General features: G+C 60.8%; 10 protein-coding genes. 6 read left to right on the forward strand and 4 right to left on the reverse strand.

Annotated features, from left to right (window positions below; genetic code table 11):
- Positions 1 to 203 precede the first annotated feature (203 nt).
- The 3 genes from AACY31_RS11325 (at position 204) to AACY31_RS11335 (ending at position 5425) form a co-directional block, all read left to right on the forward strand.
- The gene (locus AACY31_RS11325; RefSeq protein ID WP_013692622.1) at positions 204 to 911 is read left to right on the forward strand and encodes a TetR/AcrR family transcriptional regulator; all 708 of its coding nucleotides are present in this window, start codon (positions 204 to 206) and stop codon (positions 909 to 911) included.
- A 171-nt stretch (positions 912 to 1082) separates the two neighbouring features.
- Positions 1083 to 2093, forward strand: a complete 1011-nt coding sequence (gene nagZ / locus AACY31_RS11330; RefSeq protein ID WP_339476861.1) for a beta-N-acetylhexosaminidase — start codon at positions 1083 to 1085, stop codon at positions 2091 to 2093.
- A gap of 41 nt (positions 2094 to 2134) precedes the next feature.
- A complete protein-coding gene (locus tag AACY31_RS11335; RefSeq protein ID WP_339476863.1) occupies positions 2135 to 5425 on the forward strand; it encodes a DEAD/DEAH box helicase in 3291 nt (1096 codons plus the stop codon).
- 154 nt (positions 5426 to 5579) lie between these two features.
- On the opposite strand, the gene AACY31_RS11340 is transcribed toward AACY31_RS11335, so the two are convergent.
- The 3 genes from AACY31_RS11340 to mfd are packed head-to-tail and all read right to left on the reverse strand — an operon-like array spanning position 5580 to position 12311.
- The gene (locus AACY31_RS11340; RefSeq protein WP_339476865.1) at positions 5580 to 8273 is read right to left on the reverse strand and encodes a DEAD/DEAH box helicase; all 2694 of its coding nucleotides are present in this window, start codon (positions 8271 to 8273) and stop codon (positions 5580 to 5582) included.
- Positions 8274 to 8284: 11 nt separating this feature from the next.
- Positions 8285 to 8851, reverse strand: coding sequence for a CsiV family protein (locus AACY31_RS11345; protein ID WP_339476867.1), 567 nt, complete (start codon positions 8849 to 8851; stop codon positions 8285 to 8287).
- 10 nt (positions 8852 to 8861) lie between these two features.
- Positions 8862 to 12311, reverse strand: coding sequence for a transcription-repair coupling factor (gene mfd / locus AACY31_RS11350; RefSeq protein ID WP_339476870.1), 3450 nt, complete (start codon positions 12309 to 12311; stop codon positions 8862 to 8864).
- Positions 12312 to 12479: 168 nt separating this feature from the next.
- Here mfd and AACY31_RS11355 point away from each other — a divergent pair, with 168 nt between their 5' ends.
- Positions 12480 to 13943, forward strand: a complete 1464-nt coding sequence (locus AACY31_RS11355) for a glyceraldehyde-3-phosphate dehydrogenase (protein WP_339476872.1) — start codon at positions 12480 to 12482, stop codon at positions 13941 to 13943.
- 170 nt (positions 13944 to 14113) lie between these two features.
- Here AACY31_RS11355 and AACY31_RS11360 read toward each other — a convergent pair whose 3' ends face one another.
- Positions 14114 to 15412 (reverse strand): MFS transporter, encoded by a 1299-nt coding sequence (locus AACY31_RS11360; protein WP_339476874.1) that lies wholly within the window; start codon positions 15410 to 15412, stop codon positions 14114 to 14116.
- 186 nt (positions 15413 to 15598) lie between these two features.
- Between AACY31_RS11360 and AACY31_RS11365 the strand changes: the two genes are divergently transcribed.
- Entirely contained in the window at positions 15599 to 16588 is a 990-nt protein-coding gene (locus AACY31_RS11365) for an FAD:protein FMN transferase (RefSeq protein ID WP_339476877.1), read from the forward strand.
- Between the two features lie 472 nt (positions 16589 to 17060).
- Entirely contained in the window at positions 17061 to 18455 is a 1395-nt protein-coding gene (sthA, locus tag AACY31_RS11370; protein WP_339476880.1) for a Si-specific NAD(P)(+) transhydrogenase, read from the forward strand.
- Positions 18456 to 18473: the final 18 nt, after the last annotated feature.

Genomic DNA, 18473 nt, shown 5'->3' on the forward strand with positions numbered 1-18473 from the left:
TATACAGTGAACACCGCTTGGCAATCCTCCTTTTTCCACAGGCCGCTGGACGGTCGGTCGGGTTGTTGGATGCGACATGGCTACCACCCGTGAAAAGGTGTGGTTAAATACGTGACCGGGCATTCGCAAAACGCCCCGGCAGGCTTGACAACCCCTAGGCTGAAACGTATGTTTCAAACAAGTGTTTGTCAGGCGGAGTAACCATGGCCCAGTCGGAAACCGTTGAACGCATTCTCGATGCTGCCGAGCAGTTGTTCGCGGAAAAAGGTTTCGCTGAAACCTCGTTGCGTCTGATCACCAGCAAGGCCGGGGTGAACCTGGCGGCGGTGAACTATCATTTCGGCTCGAAAAAGGCCCTGATCCAGGCGGTATTCTCGCGGTTCCTCGGGCCTTTCTGCCTCAGCCTCGATCGCGAGCTGGAGCGTCGGCAGGCCAAGCCTGACGTCAAGCCGACCCTGGAAGAGCTCCTGGAAATCCTGGTCGAGCAAGCCCTTGTCGTGCAACCGCGCAGCGGTAACGACCTTTCCATTTTCATGCGCCTGCTGGGCCTTGCCTTCAGTCAGAGCCAGGGCCACCTGCGACGTTACCTGGAAGACATGTACGGCAAGGTTTTCCGGCGCTACATGCTGCTGGTCAACGAGGCCGCACCGCGCATTCCGCCCATCGAGTTGTTCTGGCGGGTGCACTTCATGCTCGGCGCCGCGGCGTTCAGCATGTCCGGTATCAAGGCGTTGCGCGCCATCGCTGAAACCGATTTTGGCGTGAACACCTCGATCGAGCAGGTGATGCGCCTGATGGTGCCGTTCCTGGCAGCCGGCATGCGTGCCGAAAGTGGTGTCACCGATGAAGCCATGGCAGCCGCGCAATTGCGTCCGCGCAGTAAATCGACACCGGCGCTGGCCAAGGCGTAAGCGCACGGGTGGGCGCGGCTGCCGACATCCGCTAAGCTAGCCGCCCATGCCGACTCTCGTTTCGAACCCGTTCCATTTTTCATTGCATGACCGCGACCTGCCGGGCCTTGGTCCCAGCGGTGTGGTCGTGCCTGTGTTACCGCGCGGGTTCATCGTTATTAAGGAAATGCTATGACTGCTGGCCTGCAAGGCTCGTTGATGGTGGACGTCGCCGGTACCTGGCTGACGGCCGAAGATCGCCACCTGTTGCGCCAGCCCGAGGTAGGCGGTCTGATCATTTTTGCGCGCAATATCGAGCATCCACGTCAGGTGCGCGAGCTGAGCGCGTCGATCCGCGCTATCCGCCCCGATCTTTTATTGGCGGTGGATCAGGAAGGTGGCCGCGTCCAGCGGCTGCGCCAGGGTTTTGTGCGGTTGCCGGCGATGCGGGCGATAGCCGACAACCCGAACGCGCAATACCTGGCCGAGCAGTGCGGCTGGATCATGGCCACCGAGGTGTTGGCGGTCGGCCTCGACTTGAGTTTTGCCCCGGTGCTGGACCTCGATTACCAGCGCAGCGCCGTCGTCGGCAGCCGTTCCTTCGAAGGCGACCCCGAGCGCGCTGCGTTGTTGGCCGGTGCCTTCATCCGCGGCATGAACGCCGCCGGGATGGCCGCCACCGGCAAGCATTTCCCGGGGCATGGCTGGGCCGAGGCCGATTCCCACGTGGCGATTCCGAACGATGAGCGTAGCCTGGAGCAGATTCGCGCCAACGACCTGGTACCGTTTGCCAGGCTGAGCAAGCAACTGGCCGCCGTCATGCCGGCCCATGTCATCTACCCGCAGGTCGACGCCAACCCAGCCGGGTTTTCCCGCCGCTGGCTGCAGGACATCCTGCGCGGCGAGTTGCAATTCGATGGGGTGATCTTCAGTGATGATCTGTCGATGGCCGGTGCTCATGTGGTTGGTGATGCTGCCAGCCGTATCGAGGCGGCTTTGACGGCGGGTTGTGACATGGGCCTGGTGTGCAACGACCGTGCTGCCGCGGAGTTGGCCTTGAGCGCGGCCCAGCGCCTGAAGGTCAAGCCTTCGGCGCGGATCGCCCGCATGCGCGGCCAGGCCTACGCCTCCACTGAATACCGTCAGGACCCTCGCTGGCTGGCGGCGCACGGCGCGCTGAGGGCTGCCCAGTTGGTTGATTAAGGAGTTGTCATGACTGGCATGAGTAATGATCGGCGGTGCCCATGACCCAGCCAATTGAGGCGCTTCTTGAGACTGATTGGGGAGAAAGCTTCCATCAGCGTTACCTTGAGCGAGGGTTCGACTACGCCGAGAGAGCGCGAGTACGGATACTGCGGATAGATGAGCAATCGATTCACGCCGAATGCGAGGGTGGCGGCGATAATGTTTATCAGCAGGTGATCGCGCTCACTCGTTATCGGGGCTACGACGGCGTTCGTTACGAATGTTCGTGCCCGGTCGGTGACAGCTGCAAGCACTGCGCTGCCGTCATGTTCCATTTGATGTGGAATCCGCAAGCGCTGGAGGCCGGCTCCGCCAGCGAGCGCCTGAGTTCTGAACTTGAAACCTGGATCAAGTGTATTCCCGAGTGGGACGCCGATTCGCTACCGAGCAAAAAAGACGCCGATGTCCGGATCTTCTACAAACTCAAGAAGACGCACTTAGGGCAGTGGCTTTTGGAACTCTTCAAGGGGCGCCAGCTCGATGATGGTTCCCTGAAGGATCTGAAAGCGTTTGGCCAACTGACGGACATGCTGAATCGTTTTCCGAATTATATGTCCGACGTCGACAAGCAAATTGGCCAGTCGCTTATCAGCAGTCAGCATTATCACAGCCAGAACAGCTTTCCGTTGCAAGGTCGCAGCGGCGCCGAAGTGCTGGCGCTGGCATTGCATTCCTCACGCTTGTTCCTGGATTTCGACCCGCCGCAGCCATTGGGCGCAGGTCCGCTAAAAAATGCGCAGTTTTTCTGGGCTGAGCAGGCCAATGGCAACTATCGGTCTCGGTGGCGCAGTGGCGATCAGGTACTGGATAACCTCCTGGTGCTTGAGCCGCTTCATTATCTGGATTTATCGCGCAGGGAACTTGGCCGGCTGTCCTATGAAATGGACGACAAATTGGCGTGCCATTTATGCCATGCGCCGGAGGTACCCGCTCGGGATGTCGTGCTTTTCAGCCATAGGATCAACGCTGTCGACCGACCTATCCCGCCGCCGAAAGAACTGACTGAGCGCATCATCGAAGGTGTTGAACCGCGAGCGGTGTTGACGTTGGGAAGTGCAATCAACTTCCGGCACTGGAAATCTGTTCCAGAACATCGCGCGGCACTGACCTTTATTTATGATGGTCATGTGGCGGACGACAAAGCATCCACCGAACTGTCGATCCTGTCCGGAACCGAAATTTTGCGCATTGAGCGTAAGCCGGATGTCGAGCAGGCCTTTCGCACTGTTCTGCGTAAGGTAGGTTTCAAGAAAACAAGTCGCAAGAGCCTTGCGCTGGCGGACATCGGGGGTGAGCTATTTCAAATGGCGGATGACGACGCCTGGTTGGCCTTCATGGACAAAGGCCTGCCGCGATTGCGTGCCGCCAATTGGCAGATCGATATCGAAGCGGGTTTTCATTTCGATCTGCAACCGGTGGAGCAGTTGTACGCCGACATCGAGGAGTCTCCCGGTCGAGAGTGGTTCGATTTACAACTGGGCATTGTCGTGGATGGGAAACGGCACAGCCTGCTGCCGATCTTGCTTCATCTGCTTCGCTCAAGCCCCGAGATGATGGATCCGGACAACCTTGATCGGCGTGGTGATGAAGAGTTGATGTTGCTCGATCTCAACGGCGGAAAATTCGGGGCGGGTCCTGGTGTGAAGGTCGCGTTACCATATGGGCGGGTCAAGCCGCTGATGGCAACGCTTGGTGAGTTGTACATGAAGGAGCACCGGGGTGACTCGATACGGTTGAATGCCTTTGATGCGGCCAGGTTGAATGTGCTTGAAAGCGTGCCATTGACCTGGCAAGGCGGGGAGCGGTTGCGTACGTTCGCCAAGCGATTACACGAGTCGACTCATGCTCATGTCCCGGCGCCGGCGGGGCTCAAAGCCACCCTGCGACCTTATCAGCTGGAAGGGCTCAATTGGATGCAGACCCTGCGCGAGCTGGAAGTCGGCGGCATCCTGGGCGATGACATGGGCTTGGGTAAAACCTTGCAGACCCTGGCTCACCTGCTTTGTGAGAAGCAGGCCGGGCGCCTGGATGTCCCGGCGCTTGCAGTCATGCCCACCAGTCTGATTCCCAACTGGCTCGACGAAGCGGCACGCTTCACGCCGCAGCTCAACGTCGTGGCGCTTCATGGTGCAGCCCGGCAAAAAGATTTCGCCAGCCTTGCACAGTACGACCTGGTTCTGACGACTTATGCCTTGTTGCCGCGGGATTTGGAGGTGCTGAAACCCCAGGCCTGGAGTGTGCTGATTCTCGATGAAGCGCAGAACATCAAGAGCCCCACCAGCAAGGCCGCCCAGGCTGCTCGCGAACTCAATGCCCGGCAGCGCTTGTGCCTGTCCGGTACGCCCCTGGAAAATCACTTGGGCGAACTCTGGTCGCTGTTTCATTTCCTCCTGCCCGGCTGGTTGGGGGATAACAAAAGCTTCAACCGAGACTACCGGACGCCGATCGAAAAACATGGCAACAGCGAGCGAATGCACCATCTGACGGCGCGAATAAAACCGTTTCTACTGCGGCGTAAAAAGGAACAAGTCGCTACTGAGCTGCCACCCAAGACTGAAATCGTCCATTGGGTCGACCTCAGTGACGGGCAGCGGGATGTCTATGAAACTGTGCGTGTGGCCATGGACAAGAAAGTGCGCGACGAAATCGCTCGAAGCGGAGTGGCCCGTAGCCAGATTATCATTCTCGATGCGTTGCTCAAGTTACGCCAGGTCTGCTGCGACCTGCGGCTGCTCAATACCGTACAGACCGCCAAAGCGCTACGTTCCGGCAGCGGCAAGTTGGTCAGTTTAATGGAGATGCTCGAAGAGTTGCTCAGCGAAGGGCGCAAGATTCTGCTGTTTTCCCAGTTCACCTCGATGCTGGCCCTGATCGAGGAGGAACTGCAAAAGCACAGCCTGACCTATTCCTTACTGACCGGATCCACCACGGATCGCCGCACCCCGGTGAGGGAATTTCAGAGTGGCAAGGTGTCGCTGTTTCTAATCAGCCTCAAGGCCGGCGGTACGGGGCTCAATCTGACGGCTGCCGACACGGTGATTCACTTCGATCCGTGGTGGAACCCAGCGGTGGAAAATCAGGCGACCGACCGGGCTTATCGGATCGGTCAAAACAAGCCAGTGTTCGTCTACAAGCTGATTGCCCGAGGCACGGTGGAAGAGAAGATACAGGCGCTTCAGGAGGACAAGGCTGCGTTGGCGGGCAGCCTGCTGGATGGCGGCGCGACGGGTGGGTGGAAGCTTGAGCAGAGCGATATCGAAGCGTTGTTTGCACCGTTGCCCAAGACCTGATTCACCGGCACATTCACTGGCTATGTCGCCTGATAGTCAGCCATCGGGAGCAGGCTCGCTCCCACATTAGAACGGGCCGGGCTCCGGCTTTGTGGGCGCGGCAAATCCCCTGTGGGAGCCGAGCAAGCTCAGCTCCCACAGGAAACGGTGTGAATCAGCGCTTCTCGAGTTTGTCCGGCAGCGGCGCGAACAGTGCTTCGATATCGTCGCTCTGCAGTTTCCAGTCTCCGGCCACGCGTCCGTCCAGTACGCCGGCCGCGAGGTCGGATTTTTCCTTTTGCAGTAGCTGGATCTTCTCTTCCACTGTGCCTCGAGCAATCAACTTGTAGACGAACACCGGCTTTTCCTGGCCGATGCGGTAGGCGCGGTCGGTCGCCTGGTTTTCGGTCGCCGGGTTCCACCACGGGTCGTAGTGAATCACTGTGTCGGCCTCGGTCAGGTTCAGGCCTACACCACCGGCCTTGAGGCTGATCAGGAAGATCTGACGCTTGCCACTCTGGAATTCCTTGACGGGCGTGCGTCGGTCCCGGGTCTGGCCGGTCAGGAGGGCGTAATCGACGCCGCGTTTCTTCAGTTCATCTTCAATCAGCGCCAACATGGACGTGAACTGGGAAAACAGCAGCACCCGGCGACCTTCTTCAAACAGCTCTTCGAGCATTTCCATCAGGCTGTCGAGCTTGCCCGAGGTGCTGCCTCGGACGGGCAGGGTGGCGTCGTTGATCAGGCGCAGGTCGCAACACACCTGGCGCAGCTTGAGCAGCGCCTCGAGAATGATGATCTGGCTGCGGGCCACGCCCTTGCGAGTGATTTCGTCGCGGACTTTTTTGTCCATCGCCAGGCGCATGGTTTCGTAGACGTCTCGCTGGGCGTCGCTGAGCTCGACCCAATGGATGATCTCGGTCTTGGGCGGTAATTCCGTCGCCACTTGCTCCTTGGTCCTGCGCAGCAGGAAAGGTTTTATCCGGCCGTTGAGGTGCTGCAGTCGTACATCGCTGCCACGCTTTTCGATCGGTACACGGTAGTCGCGGTTGAAACTCTTGATGTCCCCGAGCCAGCCCGGCAGCAGGAAGTGAAACAGCGACCACAATTCGCCCAGGTGATTTTCCAGGGGCGTGCCGGACAGGCACAGCCGTTGGCGGGCGTTGAGCTCCCGGGCGGCCTGGGCGGCTTTGCTGGTGGGGTTCTTGATGTACTGGGCTTCATCGAGGATCAGCACGTGCAATGGCTGCGCAGCCAGACGCTCGACATCCTTGGGCAGCAGGGCATAGGTGGTGAGGACCAGGTCGTAATCGGCCAGCCGGTCGAAATGCTGCTTGCGCCCGGCGCCGTAAAGCGCCAATACCTTGAGCTGCGGCGTGAAGTGAGCTGCCTCGTCGAGCCAGTTGGGGATCAGGCTGGTCGGCATGACCACCATGCACGGCCGGTCGAGGCGTCCGGCGTGTTTTTCGCTGAGAATGTGCGCCAGAGTCTGTAGGGTTTTGCCCAGGCCCATGTCGTCCGCGAGAATGCCGCCGACTTCCAGCTGCCGCAGCGATTGCATCCAGCTCAAGCCTTCGAGTTGATACGGCCGCAGCCTCGCATTCAGGCCCTCTGGCGCGGTCGCGGTGTAATCCTTGATGTCCCGCAGGCGTTGGGCCAGGCCGCGAATGTGTTCGCCACCCTCCCAGGTCAACGGTATGTCCTGCAGCGGATTCAGGCGCAGGGCGTCCGCGCTGTTGAGGCGCAGTTTGGTGGTGCCGGGCTCTTGCAGGTAAAACTCGCCCAGGGTCGCCAGCACCGGTTTCAGCCGGCCATAGGGCAGGGCCACTTGCTGCGGGCCGAACTCCGAGTTCGGACGGTTGGGCAGGTTGACCAGAATGAGCTCGTCGTCTCGGCGCCTGGCCAGGCGTTCCGGGTTGAACAGTTCGATGTGCGAGCGCATCAGGTTCAGCAGGATCGGCAGCAGGCTCAGGCGCTCACCGTTGACGATGATCCCCAGTTCCAGGTCGAACCAGTCCCGCTCCGGCGTTTGCTCGACGGTGGCGTACCACTCGTCCACGGCCGTCAGGTCGAAGCCGAAGTCTTCGTCGATCTGCAGTTCCCAGCCCTGGGTACGCAGTTTCGGCAGGTCATTGAGGGTGAACGTCAGCCAGGCGCTGTCGTTGACCATCTCGTACAGTTCGCCGGCGCTTTCCGGCAGGGCCTTGCTTTGTCGGGTCGCGACCTTGAAACCGAGGATTCGCAGCTGTTCGCGGTAGGACTGTTCCACATCGGTGTGGCGTTTTATCCGCAGTGTCTGGGTTTCCTGGCGAATCAGCACGTCGGTGTTGCGCTGGCCGCTGACGTATTCGTCCAGGTAACTGAACGACAGCGCGGCGCGGTGTTGAATGTAGCGCTGCATCTTGCCGTTGCGCGGCTCGAAGGCGCTGAACTCGACACTGGCCAGCCACAGGCGCGGCACCGGTTGCACGTTGTCCACCAGCACTTGTGGCGGGGCCTTGGGGCTGCGGTTGTCCAGCACCGCCTGAAGTTTCTCCAGCAATTGCGCGTCTTTTTCGGCGGCCGGGTAGGCCAGGGTTTCCTGGACTTGCAGCAGCACCGCCGCGCAGTGCTTGCAGTTGATGCGCACCGGGCAGGAGCACGCGGCTTCGAGCAGAATCAGGGTGCCCTTGGCTGACTCTTTAAGGCGAATGGTCTGACGGTAGACGTTTCCGCCAGAGCCTTCGCAACTGGCGGTGATGGTGCTGTCGCCGGCCTCGACGATCCTGACACGGTTTTCCAGCGCATAACGGCGCCCGCGTTCCAGGCTCTGTTCCTTGAATCGATTGACCCAGGAAGGTGCCAGGGGTTTGCTCAGGGGCGAAGGCATAGGCGCGCCAATCAGTCCGGAATGACTTCAGGTGCCTGCCGTGGCGCGGGCGCGGTCAACGAGGTGATCTTGATCAGCAGACCAAGATGACCGTTGTCGAGGAAGTTCAGTTGGCCATTTTTGGTATGGCTCTGCTGCTTGAGGCGCTCGCTGGAGGTGACCAGGCCATTGGCGTTGATCTGGTTGATCCAGAAATCGGCATCCACGTCGGTGAAACGACCCAGCTTCAGTTCCAGGGTGCCTTCGATGGGGAATTGCCCGAACTGTTCGGCGCCGTCGCTGATGGCAACTTTGTGCTCCTGTTCGCCGAGGGTCTGCTGCCAGGCCTTGTGCATCAATACCGTGTATTGGCCGCTGGCGGTGAGTTTCTCGACGATGTGGCCCATGGCCGGCGTGCGCTGGCTGTCCGCGCCGAGGCGTTGCGCGCCGGCGTCCCAGTCTTCCGGTGCGGCGCGGCTGACAATCGCCGGCTCGGCATTCTGGCGCACCAGGATCATTTCAACCTGATACAGGTCGTCGGCAAACGCCAGGGGGGCGACCAGGGTCAACAACAAGGTCAGTGAGCGAAACAGGCGCATGTGGCGTCCTTCAAGCAGTGGTCGGGGTGAGGTGCTCGAACAGCGCCTCTACGGTATTGAAGCGCTCTTGCGCGGGCTCCATGGGCACCATGAATTTGAACATCGTGGCCCCTTCGAATTTGTAGCGTTTGGGCTGGCCCTGGATCAACTTGATCAGCACCAGTGGATCGACCGGCGTCTGGGCCTCGAACTCGATACGGCCGCCGTTGGGGCCGCCGTCGACTTTCTTGATGCCCAGTTGTTCGGCCATGAGCTTGAGCTGCGTCGTGCGCACCAGGTTCTTGGTCGGTTCCGGCAGCAGGCCGAAGCGGTCGATCATCTCCACTTGCAGGTCCTTGAGGCCTTCCTCGTCGCTGGCCGAGGCGATGCGCTTGTAGAGGATCAGCCGTGCGTGAACGTCCGGCAGGTAGTCTTCCGGGATCAGTGCTGGCACGCGCAGGTTGATTTCCGGCCCACCGCCCAGGGGTTGCTCGAGGTTCGGCTGTTCGCCCTTGCGGATCGACTTGACCGCGCGCTCGAGCATTTCCATGTACAGCGTGAAGCCGACGGCCTGGATCTGGCCGCTCTGGCCGTCGCCAAGCAATTCGCCAGCACCGCGGATTTCCAGGTCGTTGGTGGCCAGCACGAAGCCGGCGCCCAGATCCTGGGTATTGGCGATGGCTTCCAGGCGTTTTTCCGCATCCGGGGTGATCTGCTGGCGCGGTGGTGTCAACAGGTAGGCATAGGCTTGGTGGTGGCTACGACCGACTCGGCCGCGCAACTGGTGCAGCTGGGCCAGGCCGAATTTGTCGGCGCGCTCGATGATGATGGTGTTGGCGCTCGGTACGTCGATGCCGGTCTCGATGATGGTCGAGGCGATCAGCACGTTGAAGCGCTTGTGGTAGAAGTCGCTCATCACCTGTTCGAGTTCACGCTCGCGCATTTGCCCGTGGCCGATGCCGATCCGCGCTTCCGGCACCAGCTCGGCCAGGTCGGCGGCGCATTTCTCGATGGTCTTCACGTCGTTGTGCAGGTAATAGACCTGGCCGCCACGCAGTAACTCACGCAGCAAGGCTTCCTTGACCGTGCTTTTGTTCTGCTCCATGACAAAGGTGCGTACCGACAGGCGACGGGCCGGCGGCGTGGCGATGATCGACAGATCGCGCATGCCCGATACCGCCATGTTCAGCGTGCGCGGAATCGGCGTGGCGGTCAGGGTCAGGATGTCGACTTCGCTGCGCAGGGCCTTGAGCTGTTCTTTCTGGCGTACGCCAAAGCGGTGCTCTTCGTCGATGATCACCAGCCCCAGGTTCTTGATCTTCACGTCGTCCTGCAGCAGCTTGTGCGTGCCGATGACGATGTCGATCTTGCCCTCGGCCAGGTCGGCCACCGCGGCGTTCACTTCCTTGGTGGATTTGAAGCGGCTCATCACTTCCACGGTCACCGGCCAGTCGGCAAAGCGGTCGCGGAAACTGTTGTAGTGCTGTTGGGCGAGCAGGGTAGTCGGTACCAGGATCGCCACCTGCTTGCCACCGTGAACGGCAATGAACGCGGCACGCATCGCCACTTCGGTCTTGCCGAAGCCCACATCGCCACACACCAACCGGTCCATGGGTTTGGGCGCGAGCATGTCGGCGCGCACGGCTTCGATGGTGGTCTGCTGGTCGACGGTTTCTTCGAATGGGAAACCGGCGCTGAAGGTTTCGTAGTCGGCTTTCGGATCGGCGAAGGCATAGCCCTCGCGGGCCGCACGACGGGCGTAGATGTCCAGCAGTTCGGCGGCCACGTCGCGCACCTGTTCGGCGGCCTTGCGCTTGGCTTTCTGCCAGGTTTCCGAGCCCAGGCGATGCAGTGGGGCCAGGGCGTCGTCGCTGCCGGTGTAGCGGGCGATCAGGTGCAGATTCGCCACCGGCACGTAGAGCTTGGCGCCTTCGGCGTATTCCAGGGTCAGGAACTCGGCGGCCTGGCTGTCGATTTCCAGTGTCGCCAAGCCCAGATAGCGGCCCACGCCGTGGTCGATGTGCACCACGGGGGCGCCTTCGCGCAGCTCGGTGAGGTTCTTGATGACGGCGTCGTTGGCGGCGTCGGCGCGCTTCTCGCGACGGCGGCGCTGCATGACGCGCTGGCCGAACAAAGGGCTTTCGGCGACCAGTGCCAGGGCCGGGTCATCCAGGACCAGGCCGTCGTTCAGCGGCGCGATGGTAATCGCCAGGCGATCCTTGCCGGCGACGAAGTCCGGCCAGCTGTCCACCGTCTTCGGTCGCAGTTTCAGGCGCTCAAGCAGCTCCAGCAGCACTTCGCGACGACCCGCGGATTCGGCGGTGAACAACACGCGACCGGGGAATGCATCGAGGAAGCCAGCCAGCGCCGCCAGAGGCTGGGTGGCCTTGGCTTCGATGGCCAGGTCCGGCAACGCCTTGGCCGGGAAACGTTCGCGGCCGACGCCGGTTTCCACGTCCTGCTGGCTCGCCACCACCCGCGGCCAGCTCTTTAGGCGGGCAAAGCAGTCTTCCACCGGCAGGAATAGCTCGGCCGGCGGCAATAAAGGTCGGGAAGGATCGACGCGACGCTCTTCATAGCGGTTGCGCACGTCGTTCCAGAAATTTTCCGCGGCTTGCTCGATGCCGGGCAGGGAAAACACCTGGGTGTCCTGGGGCAGGTAATCGAACAGGGTGGAGGTTTCTTCGAAAAACAGCGGCAGGTAGTACTCGATACCGGCGGGCGTAATCCCGCTGCTCAGGTCCTGGAAGATCGGGCTGCGCCGGAAATCCACATCGAAGCGCTCGCGAAAGCGTGCCTTGAAGCGAGTCACGGCGTCTTTTTGCAGCGGGAACTCCTTGGCCGGCAACAGGCGGATCGACTGCACTTTGTCGATGGACCGCTGGTTTTCCGGGTCGAAGGTGCGCAAAGTCTCGATTTCGTCATCGAACAGGTCAATGCGATAAGGCAGTTTACTGCCCATCGGGAACAGGTCGATCAAGGCGCCGCGTACCGCGAACTCGCCATGCTCGTACACCGTGTCGACACAGCGATAACCGCTGGCCTCAAGGCGGGTGCGCATTTGCTCGACATCCAGCTTCTGGCCGATATCCAGCACCAGGCTGCTGCCAAGCAGGAATTGGGTCGGCGCCAGGCGATGTAGGGCCGTGGTGATGGGCACTACCAAAACGCCATGACTGAGTTCCGGCAGCCGATAAAGGCTGGCGATTCGCTGGGAAATGATGTCCTGGTGCGGTGAAAACAGATCGTAGGGCAGGGTTTCCCAGTCCGGGAAATGCAAGACCGGCAAATCCGGAGCGAAGAAACTCAGCTCCTGTTCCAGCCGCTCGGCGCTTTGGCTGTCGGCGGTCAGCAGTAGGGTGAAACGCTTTGCAGCGCTGGCAGCCTCGGCGATGGCCAGGCTCAGGGCGGCACCGGGCAGGTTGCCCCAGTGCTGTTTACCTGCCGCGGCAGGGAGAAGCGGAAGACGCAGAACGGGCACGGAAGGTTGAGCTCCAGCGTTGCGACAAAGTCGACAAGTGTAGCGGGGGAAGGGGGCTGCTGTCAGTCGCAGACTACCCAGGCAGACAGGAAAACCACGGTGCGACAGGCGCGCATTGCTCCGCCGAGGACTCGGCGGCATAATGTAGCCCCTTTTTTCAGCCCCTACATGTGGAAGGTTACCGTGACTCAGAAGTCCGACCAGTGTCTTGGTGAATGGATTGATCGTGAAGCTCTCGCAGAAGCGATGATCCCTCTCATCGGTCAGCTCTACCGCAATAACAACGTGGTGAGCTCGATCTATGGCCGCAGCCTGATCAACCAGTCTGTCATCGCGATCCTCAAAGCCCACCGCTTTGCTCGCCACCGTTCTTCCGACGACAGCGAACTCTCCGTCCACGAAACATTCCCTCTGCTCAAAGCCATGAGCGAGCTCAAGCTCGGCGCGGCGTCGGTGGACCTGGGCAAGTTGGCGTTCAAGTTCCGCAACGAAGGCAACGGCCGTAGCGCCGAGCAGTTCGTTCGTGAAGAGATGCCTGATGTGGTTGGCCAGCAGAACGCTTCGCCTCGCAAAGGCACTGACGTGGTCCTGTACGGCTTCGGTCGTATTGGCCGCCTGCTGGCGCGCATCCTGATTGAAAAGACCGGTGGCGGCGACGGCCTGCGCCTGCGGGCCATCGTGGTGCGCAAGGGCGCCGAGAACGACCTGACCAAGCGCGCCAGTCTGCTGCGTCGTGATTCGGTCCATGGTTCGTTCAACGGCACCATCATCATCGATGAAGAAAACAACACCATTCTCGCCAACGGCAACCTGATCCAGGTGATCTACGCGAAGAGCCCGACGGAGGTGGACTACACCCAGTACGGCATCAAGGACGCACTGCTGGTGGACAACACCGGCGTATGGCGTGACGCCGAGGGCCTGGGCCAGCACCTGGCCTGCCCGGGCATCGACCGCGTCGTGCTGACTGCGCCTGGCAAGGGCAAGCTGAAGAACATCGTTCACGGCATCAACCACGGGGAAATCACCGCTGACGACAAAATCGTCTCCGCTGCTTCGTGCACCACCAACGCCATCGTGCCGGTGCTCAAGGCGGTGAACGACAAGTTCGGCATCGTCAACGGTCACGTCGAAACGGTTCACTCGTACACCAACGACCAGAACCTGATCGATAACTTCCACAAGGGCGATCGTCGTGGCCGCAGTGCCGCGCTGAACATGGTCCTCACCGAGACCGGTGCTGCCACCGCCGCTGCCAAGGCCCTGCCTGAGCTGGCTGGCAAGCTGACCGGCAACGCGATCCGTGTGCCGACGCCAAACGTGTCGATGGCCATCCTCAACCTGAACCTTGAGAAAGCCGCCACTCGCGAAGAGATGAACGAGTACCTGCGCTACATGGCGCTGCACTCCGATCTGCATAAGCAGATCGACTTCGTCAATTCCCAGGAAGTGGTGTCCACCGACTTCGTTGGCTCGCGTCACGCCGGTGTCGTGGATGCTGAAGCCACCATCAGCCAAGACAATCGCGTTGTTCTGTACGTCTGGTACGACAACGAATTCGGTTACAGCTGCCAGGTGGTTCGCGTGATGGAAGACATGGCCGGTGTAAACCCGCCAGCGTTCCCGCGCTAAGCTTTAGCCGCTTGTGAAAACGCCCCGACTTGTCGGGGCGTTTTTGTATCTGGAGGTTTGTGTTGGCTGGGCCGGCCTCTTCGCGAGCAGGCTCGCTCCCACAGTTGACCGAGTTGTTGCTGATGTATGCGGTCCAATGTGGGAGCGAGCCTGCTCGCGATAGCGATGTGTCAGGCGCCGCCGACGACTGAAGCTTGTGCAGTCCGCAGTGCATGCCGATTGCCCTTGAACAGCACCAAGGTCGCAATCAACCCCAGCACCGCCGCACCACTGAGCCATATCCCGGGTGCAGCCTTGTTGTCGAGCACATGAATCAGGTAGGTACAAGCCGCCGGGGTAAACCCGCCGAACGTCGCTGTTGCCAGGCTGTAGGCCAGGGAGAAACCGGTGGTGCGCACTTCGACCGGCATGATTTCCGTCAAGGCCACGACCATTGCACCGTTGTACGATCCGTACAGAAATGACAACCACAGCTCGACCATCAGCAAATGGCTGAAGCTGGGGTTAACCACCAACCAGGACAGCGCCGGATAGGCCGTCAGGATCGCTAGGACAGTCGCACCGAGCAGTAGGGGTTTACGTCCGATCTTGTCGGAAAACGCCCCCATCACGGGCAGCCAGAAGAAGTTCGACAAGCCGATGCACACCGTGACCAGCAGCGCATCCAGGTCCGACAGATTCAACTCGGCCTTACCGAAGGTCGGTGTGTAGGCGGTGATCAGGTAGAACGACACGGTGGTCATCACCACCAACGCCATGCCGGCCAGGACAATGCTGAAGTTCTGACCGATGGAGCGGACAATTTCCGACAGGCTGGGACGATGTTTTCTCGCTTGGAACTCAGGTGTTTCCTCCAGCGAGCGACGGATCACGAATATGGCCGGCACAATCATGCACCCCACCAGGAACGGTACGCGCCAGCCCCAGTCGCCCATCTCCTGAGGGCTGAGCCAGTGATTGAGGCCAACCCCCAGCAGGCCGGCAAACACCACGGCAGCCTGTTGGCTGGCGGATTGCCAGCTGACAAAGAAGCCCTTTCGCCCCGGCGTGGATATTTCCGCCAGGTAAACCGACACGCCGCCCAGCTCCACACCAGCGGAGAAGCCTTGCAGCAATCGGCCCAGCAGCACCAGCAAGGGGGCCGCCACGCCGAGGAAGGCGTAGCCCGGCACGCAGGCGATCAGTATGGTGCCCATGGCCATCATCGCCAGCGTGATGATCAAGCCTTTGCGGCGACCGTGGCGGTCGATGTAGGCGCCGAGAAAAATCGCCCCGAGGGGACGCATCAGGAACCCGGCACCAAATGTGGCCAAGGACAGCATCAGCGAGGCGAACGCACTGTCGGTGGGGAAGAACGTCTTGGCGATGGCCGTGGCGTAGAAGCCATAGACCATGAAGTCGAACATCTCCAGGAAGTTGCCACTGACAACGCGAAAAATCGCCTTGCCGTTGCTCGTGTGGGAAGACATGTGTAGGTACTCACTGTGGCAAATCTTGTATGAAGGCGCTGCACCCCTGTGGGAGCCTTGCAGGAACCTTTGCTCCCACAGGGCTCCATTGGCTCCCACAGGTTTTTGTGTGCGCTGAAGTTCATAATGGCGGGCGCGGTTTTGAGGGGGGGTGAAGATTTGTTAACTGGACGATGGATTGGGCTTGTGGTGCTGGCCGGCGGGTTGTCGGGGTGCGGCAACGGCGACACCCTGGAGCGCTTCGACGGCCCGACCATGGGCAGCCACTATTCGATTCAATACGTCAGACATTCCGCCGGGCCCGCTGCGAAAACAGTGCAGGTCGAGGTGGAAAACATCCTCGCCGAAGTGGATCGGCAACTCTCGACCTATCGCAGCGACTCGGACATCGAGCGTTTTAACGCGCTGCCGGCCAATAGCTGTCAGCTCATGCCTGGCCCGGTCCTGGCGTTGGTCCAAGTGGGCGAGCAGTTGTCGGTTCAAAGTGACGGCTCCTTCGACCTGACCGTGGAGCCGCTGCTCAACCTGTGGGGTTTCGGCCCCCAGTCCCGGGAAGAGAAAGTGCCGACTGCAGACGCTTTGGCCCTGATGCGCCAGCACGTCGGTCATGCTCATTTGCGCATCGACGGCGACCGGCTGTGCAAGGACGCCGCAGTGGAGGTCGACTTCAACAGTATCGCCGCAGGCTATGCCGTCGATCGTATCGCCGCCAGGCTCCAGGCTCTGGGTATTGACAGTTACCTGGCCGAAGCTACCGGTGAGCTCAAGGCCGCGGGACGCAAGCCCGATGGTTCGGCTTGGCGTATCGCCCTGGAAGAGCCCCGGGACGACCGGCAAGTGGCCGAGCGTGTCATCGAGGTCAACGGTTACGGGGTTTCTACTTCGGGCGACTACCGTAAATATTTCGAACAGGGCGGCAGACGTTATTCCCACACGTTTGATGCCCGCACCGGTACGCCGGTCCTACACAACCTGGCGTCAGTCACGGTGATTCATCCTTCGGCGTTGATGGCCGATGGACTATCGACGCTGTTGCTGATTCTCGGTCCTGAACGGGGTTGGGACTATGCCGAGAAACATGGCATCGGGGTATTTTTCGTGCTGCGCGATGGCGATCGTTTTTTGACTCGTACCAATGATGAGTTTGAACGGATCAGTCGCGGAAAAAACCAATGATGACAGCGCTGTGAAAGCCTACCTGTGGCGAAATAGCACAGACAGAGGGGGCGCTCTCAATTAGTTTCCCCACCGCGCCGGGTCTGCTGTTGTGCAGGGCAAGGCGCGAGAAGCGCGGTTTGCTCATTCCAAATAAGCTTCGAGCAACACAGCCCTGCACAACAGCAGGCCCGGCCCTGCGGGTTGCGCCTTAACACGGGCGATGCTGCGTTGCAGGCCTTGGAAAGGGAGCCCATTCCCAGCGGCCTGCGCCTTGCCTGGCCCGCTTTAAGGCACAACGCGGTGGGGAAACTAATTGAGAACGCCCCCTAGCCTACGACGCGACCAAGGGGTAATGTGCGCGGCGTTGACGCTTGTATAGACTGTGGCCGGGCTCGTGAACCGGCCCCAAATTGTTCCTTCATGCCGCAGGCCGGCATGATTTAGCCGTCGGTGCCAAGTGTGGTGCCGCGGCCTGTTCTGAGGAGTACGCATGGCTGTCTACAACTACGACGTGGTGGTACTGGGTTCCGGCCCGGCGGGGGAGGGCGCGGCAATGAACGCGGCCAAGGCAGGGCGCAAGGTGGCGATGGTCGACAGCCGTCGGCAGGTCGGCGGCAACTGCACCCACTTGGGTACCATCCCGTCCAAGGCCTTGCGTCACTCGGTCCGGCAGATCATGCAGTTCAACACCAACCCGATGTTCCGGGCCATCGGCGAGCCGCGCTGGTTCTCCTTTCCGGACGTGCTCAAGAGCGCCGAGAAGGTGATTTCCAAGCAGGTGGCCTCGCGCACCGGCTACTACGCCCGCAATCGCGTTGATGTGTTCTTCGGCACCGGCAGCTTTGCCGACGAACAGACGATCGAAGTGGTTTGCGGCAATGGCGTGGTCGAGAAGTTGGTGGCCAAGCACATCATCATCGCCACCGGGTCACGCCCGTATCGCCCGGCCGACATCGATTTCCACCACGCACGTATCTACGATAGCGACACCATCCTGAGCCTGGGTCACACCCCGCGTAAGCTCATCGTCTACGGCGCTGGCGTGATCGGTTGCGAATACGCCTCGATCTTCAGCGGCCTGGGTGTACTGGTGGAGCTGGTGGACAACCGCGGCCAGTTGCTGAGCTTCCTGGACTCGGAAATCTCCCAGGCCCTGAGCTATCACTTCAGCAACAACAACATCACCGTGCGCCACAACGAAGATTACGACCGCGTCGAAGGCGTCGACAATGGGGTGATCCTGCATCTTAAGTCCGGCAAGAAGATCAAGGCCGACGCCTTGCTCTGGTGCAACGGCCGTACCGGCAACACCGACGCCCTGGGCCTGGAAAACATCGGCGTGAAGGTCAACGGCCGTGGCCAGATCGAAGTCGACGAGAACTACCGGACCTGCGTGCCGAACATCTACGGTGCCGGTGACGTGATCGGCTGGCCGAGCCTGGCCAGTGCCGCCCACGACCAGGGCCGCTCGGCCGCTGGCAGCATTGTCGATAACGGCAGTTGGCGCTTCGTCAACGACGTGCCGACCGGCATCTACACCATTCCGGAGATCAGCTCGATCGGCAAGAACGAGCAGGAGCTGACCCAGGCCAAGGTGCCGTATGAAGTGGGCAAGGCCTTCTTCAAGGGCATGGCGCGGGCGCAGATCGCCGGCGAGCCGCAAGGCATGCTGAAGATCTTGTTCCATCGCGAGACCCTGGAAGTACTGGGCGTGCACTGCTTCGGCTACCAGGCGTCAGAGATTGTGCACATCGGCCAGGCGATCATGAACCAGCCGGGCGAACTGAACACGTTGAAGTACTTCGTCAACACTACGTTCAACTACCCGACCATGGCCGAAGCCTATCGGGTAGCGGCCTATGACGGGCTCAACCGGCTTTTTTGAGCGGCTCCGGCCGGTGGC

This window comes from Pseudomonas sp. RL_105y_Pfl2_101, from assembly GCF_963970585.1.
Classification (GTDB): Bacteria; Pseudomonadota; Gammaproteobacteria; order Pseudomonadales; family Pseudomonadaceae; genus Aquipseudomonas.

Bases quoted from the DNA above. Each gene is read 5' to 3' on its own strand.
- AACY31_RS11325 (WP_013692622.1), top strand. From the start codon at position 204: ATGGCCCAGTCGGAAACCGTTGAACGCATTCTCGATGCTGCCGAGCAG.
- nagZ (WP_339476861.1), top strand. From the start codon at position 1,083: ATGACTGCTGGCCTGCAAGGCTCGTTGATGGTGGACGTCGCCGGTACC.
- AACY31_RS11335 (WP_339476863.1), top strand. From the start codon at position 2,135: ATGACCCAGCCAATTGAGGCGCTTCTTGAGACTGATTGGGGAGAAAGC.
- AACY31_RS11340 (WP_339476865.1), bottom strand. From the start codon at position 8,273: ATGCCTTCGCCCCTGAGCAAACCCCTGGCACCTTCCTGGGTCAATCGA.
- AACY31_RS11345 (WP_339476867.1), bottom strand. From the start codon at position 8,851: ATGCGCCTGTTTCGCTCACTGACCTTGTTGTTGACCCTGGTCGCCCCC.
- AACY31_RS11355 (WP_339476872.1), top strand. From the start codon at position 12,480: ATGTGGAAGGTTACCGTGACTCAGAAGTCCGACCAGTGTCTTGGTGAA.
- AACY31_RS11360 (WP_339476874.1), bottom strand. From the start codon at position 15,412: ATGTCTTCCCACACGAGCAACGGCAAGGCGATTTTTCGCGTTGTCAGT.
- sthA (WP_339476880.1), top strand. From the start codon at position 17,061: ATGGCTGTCTACAACTACGACGTGGTGGTACTGGGTTCCGGCCCGGCG.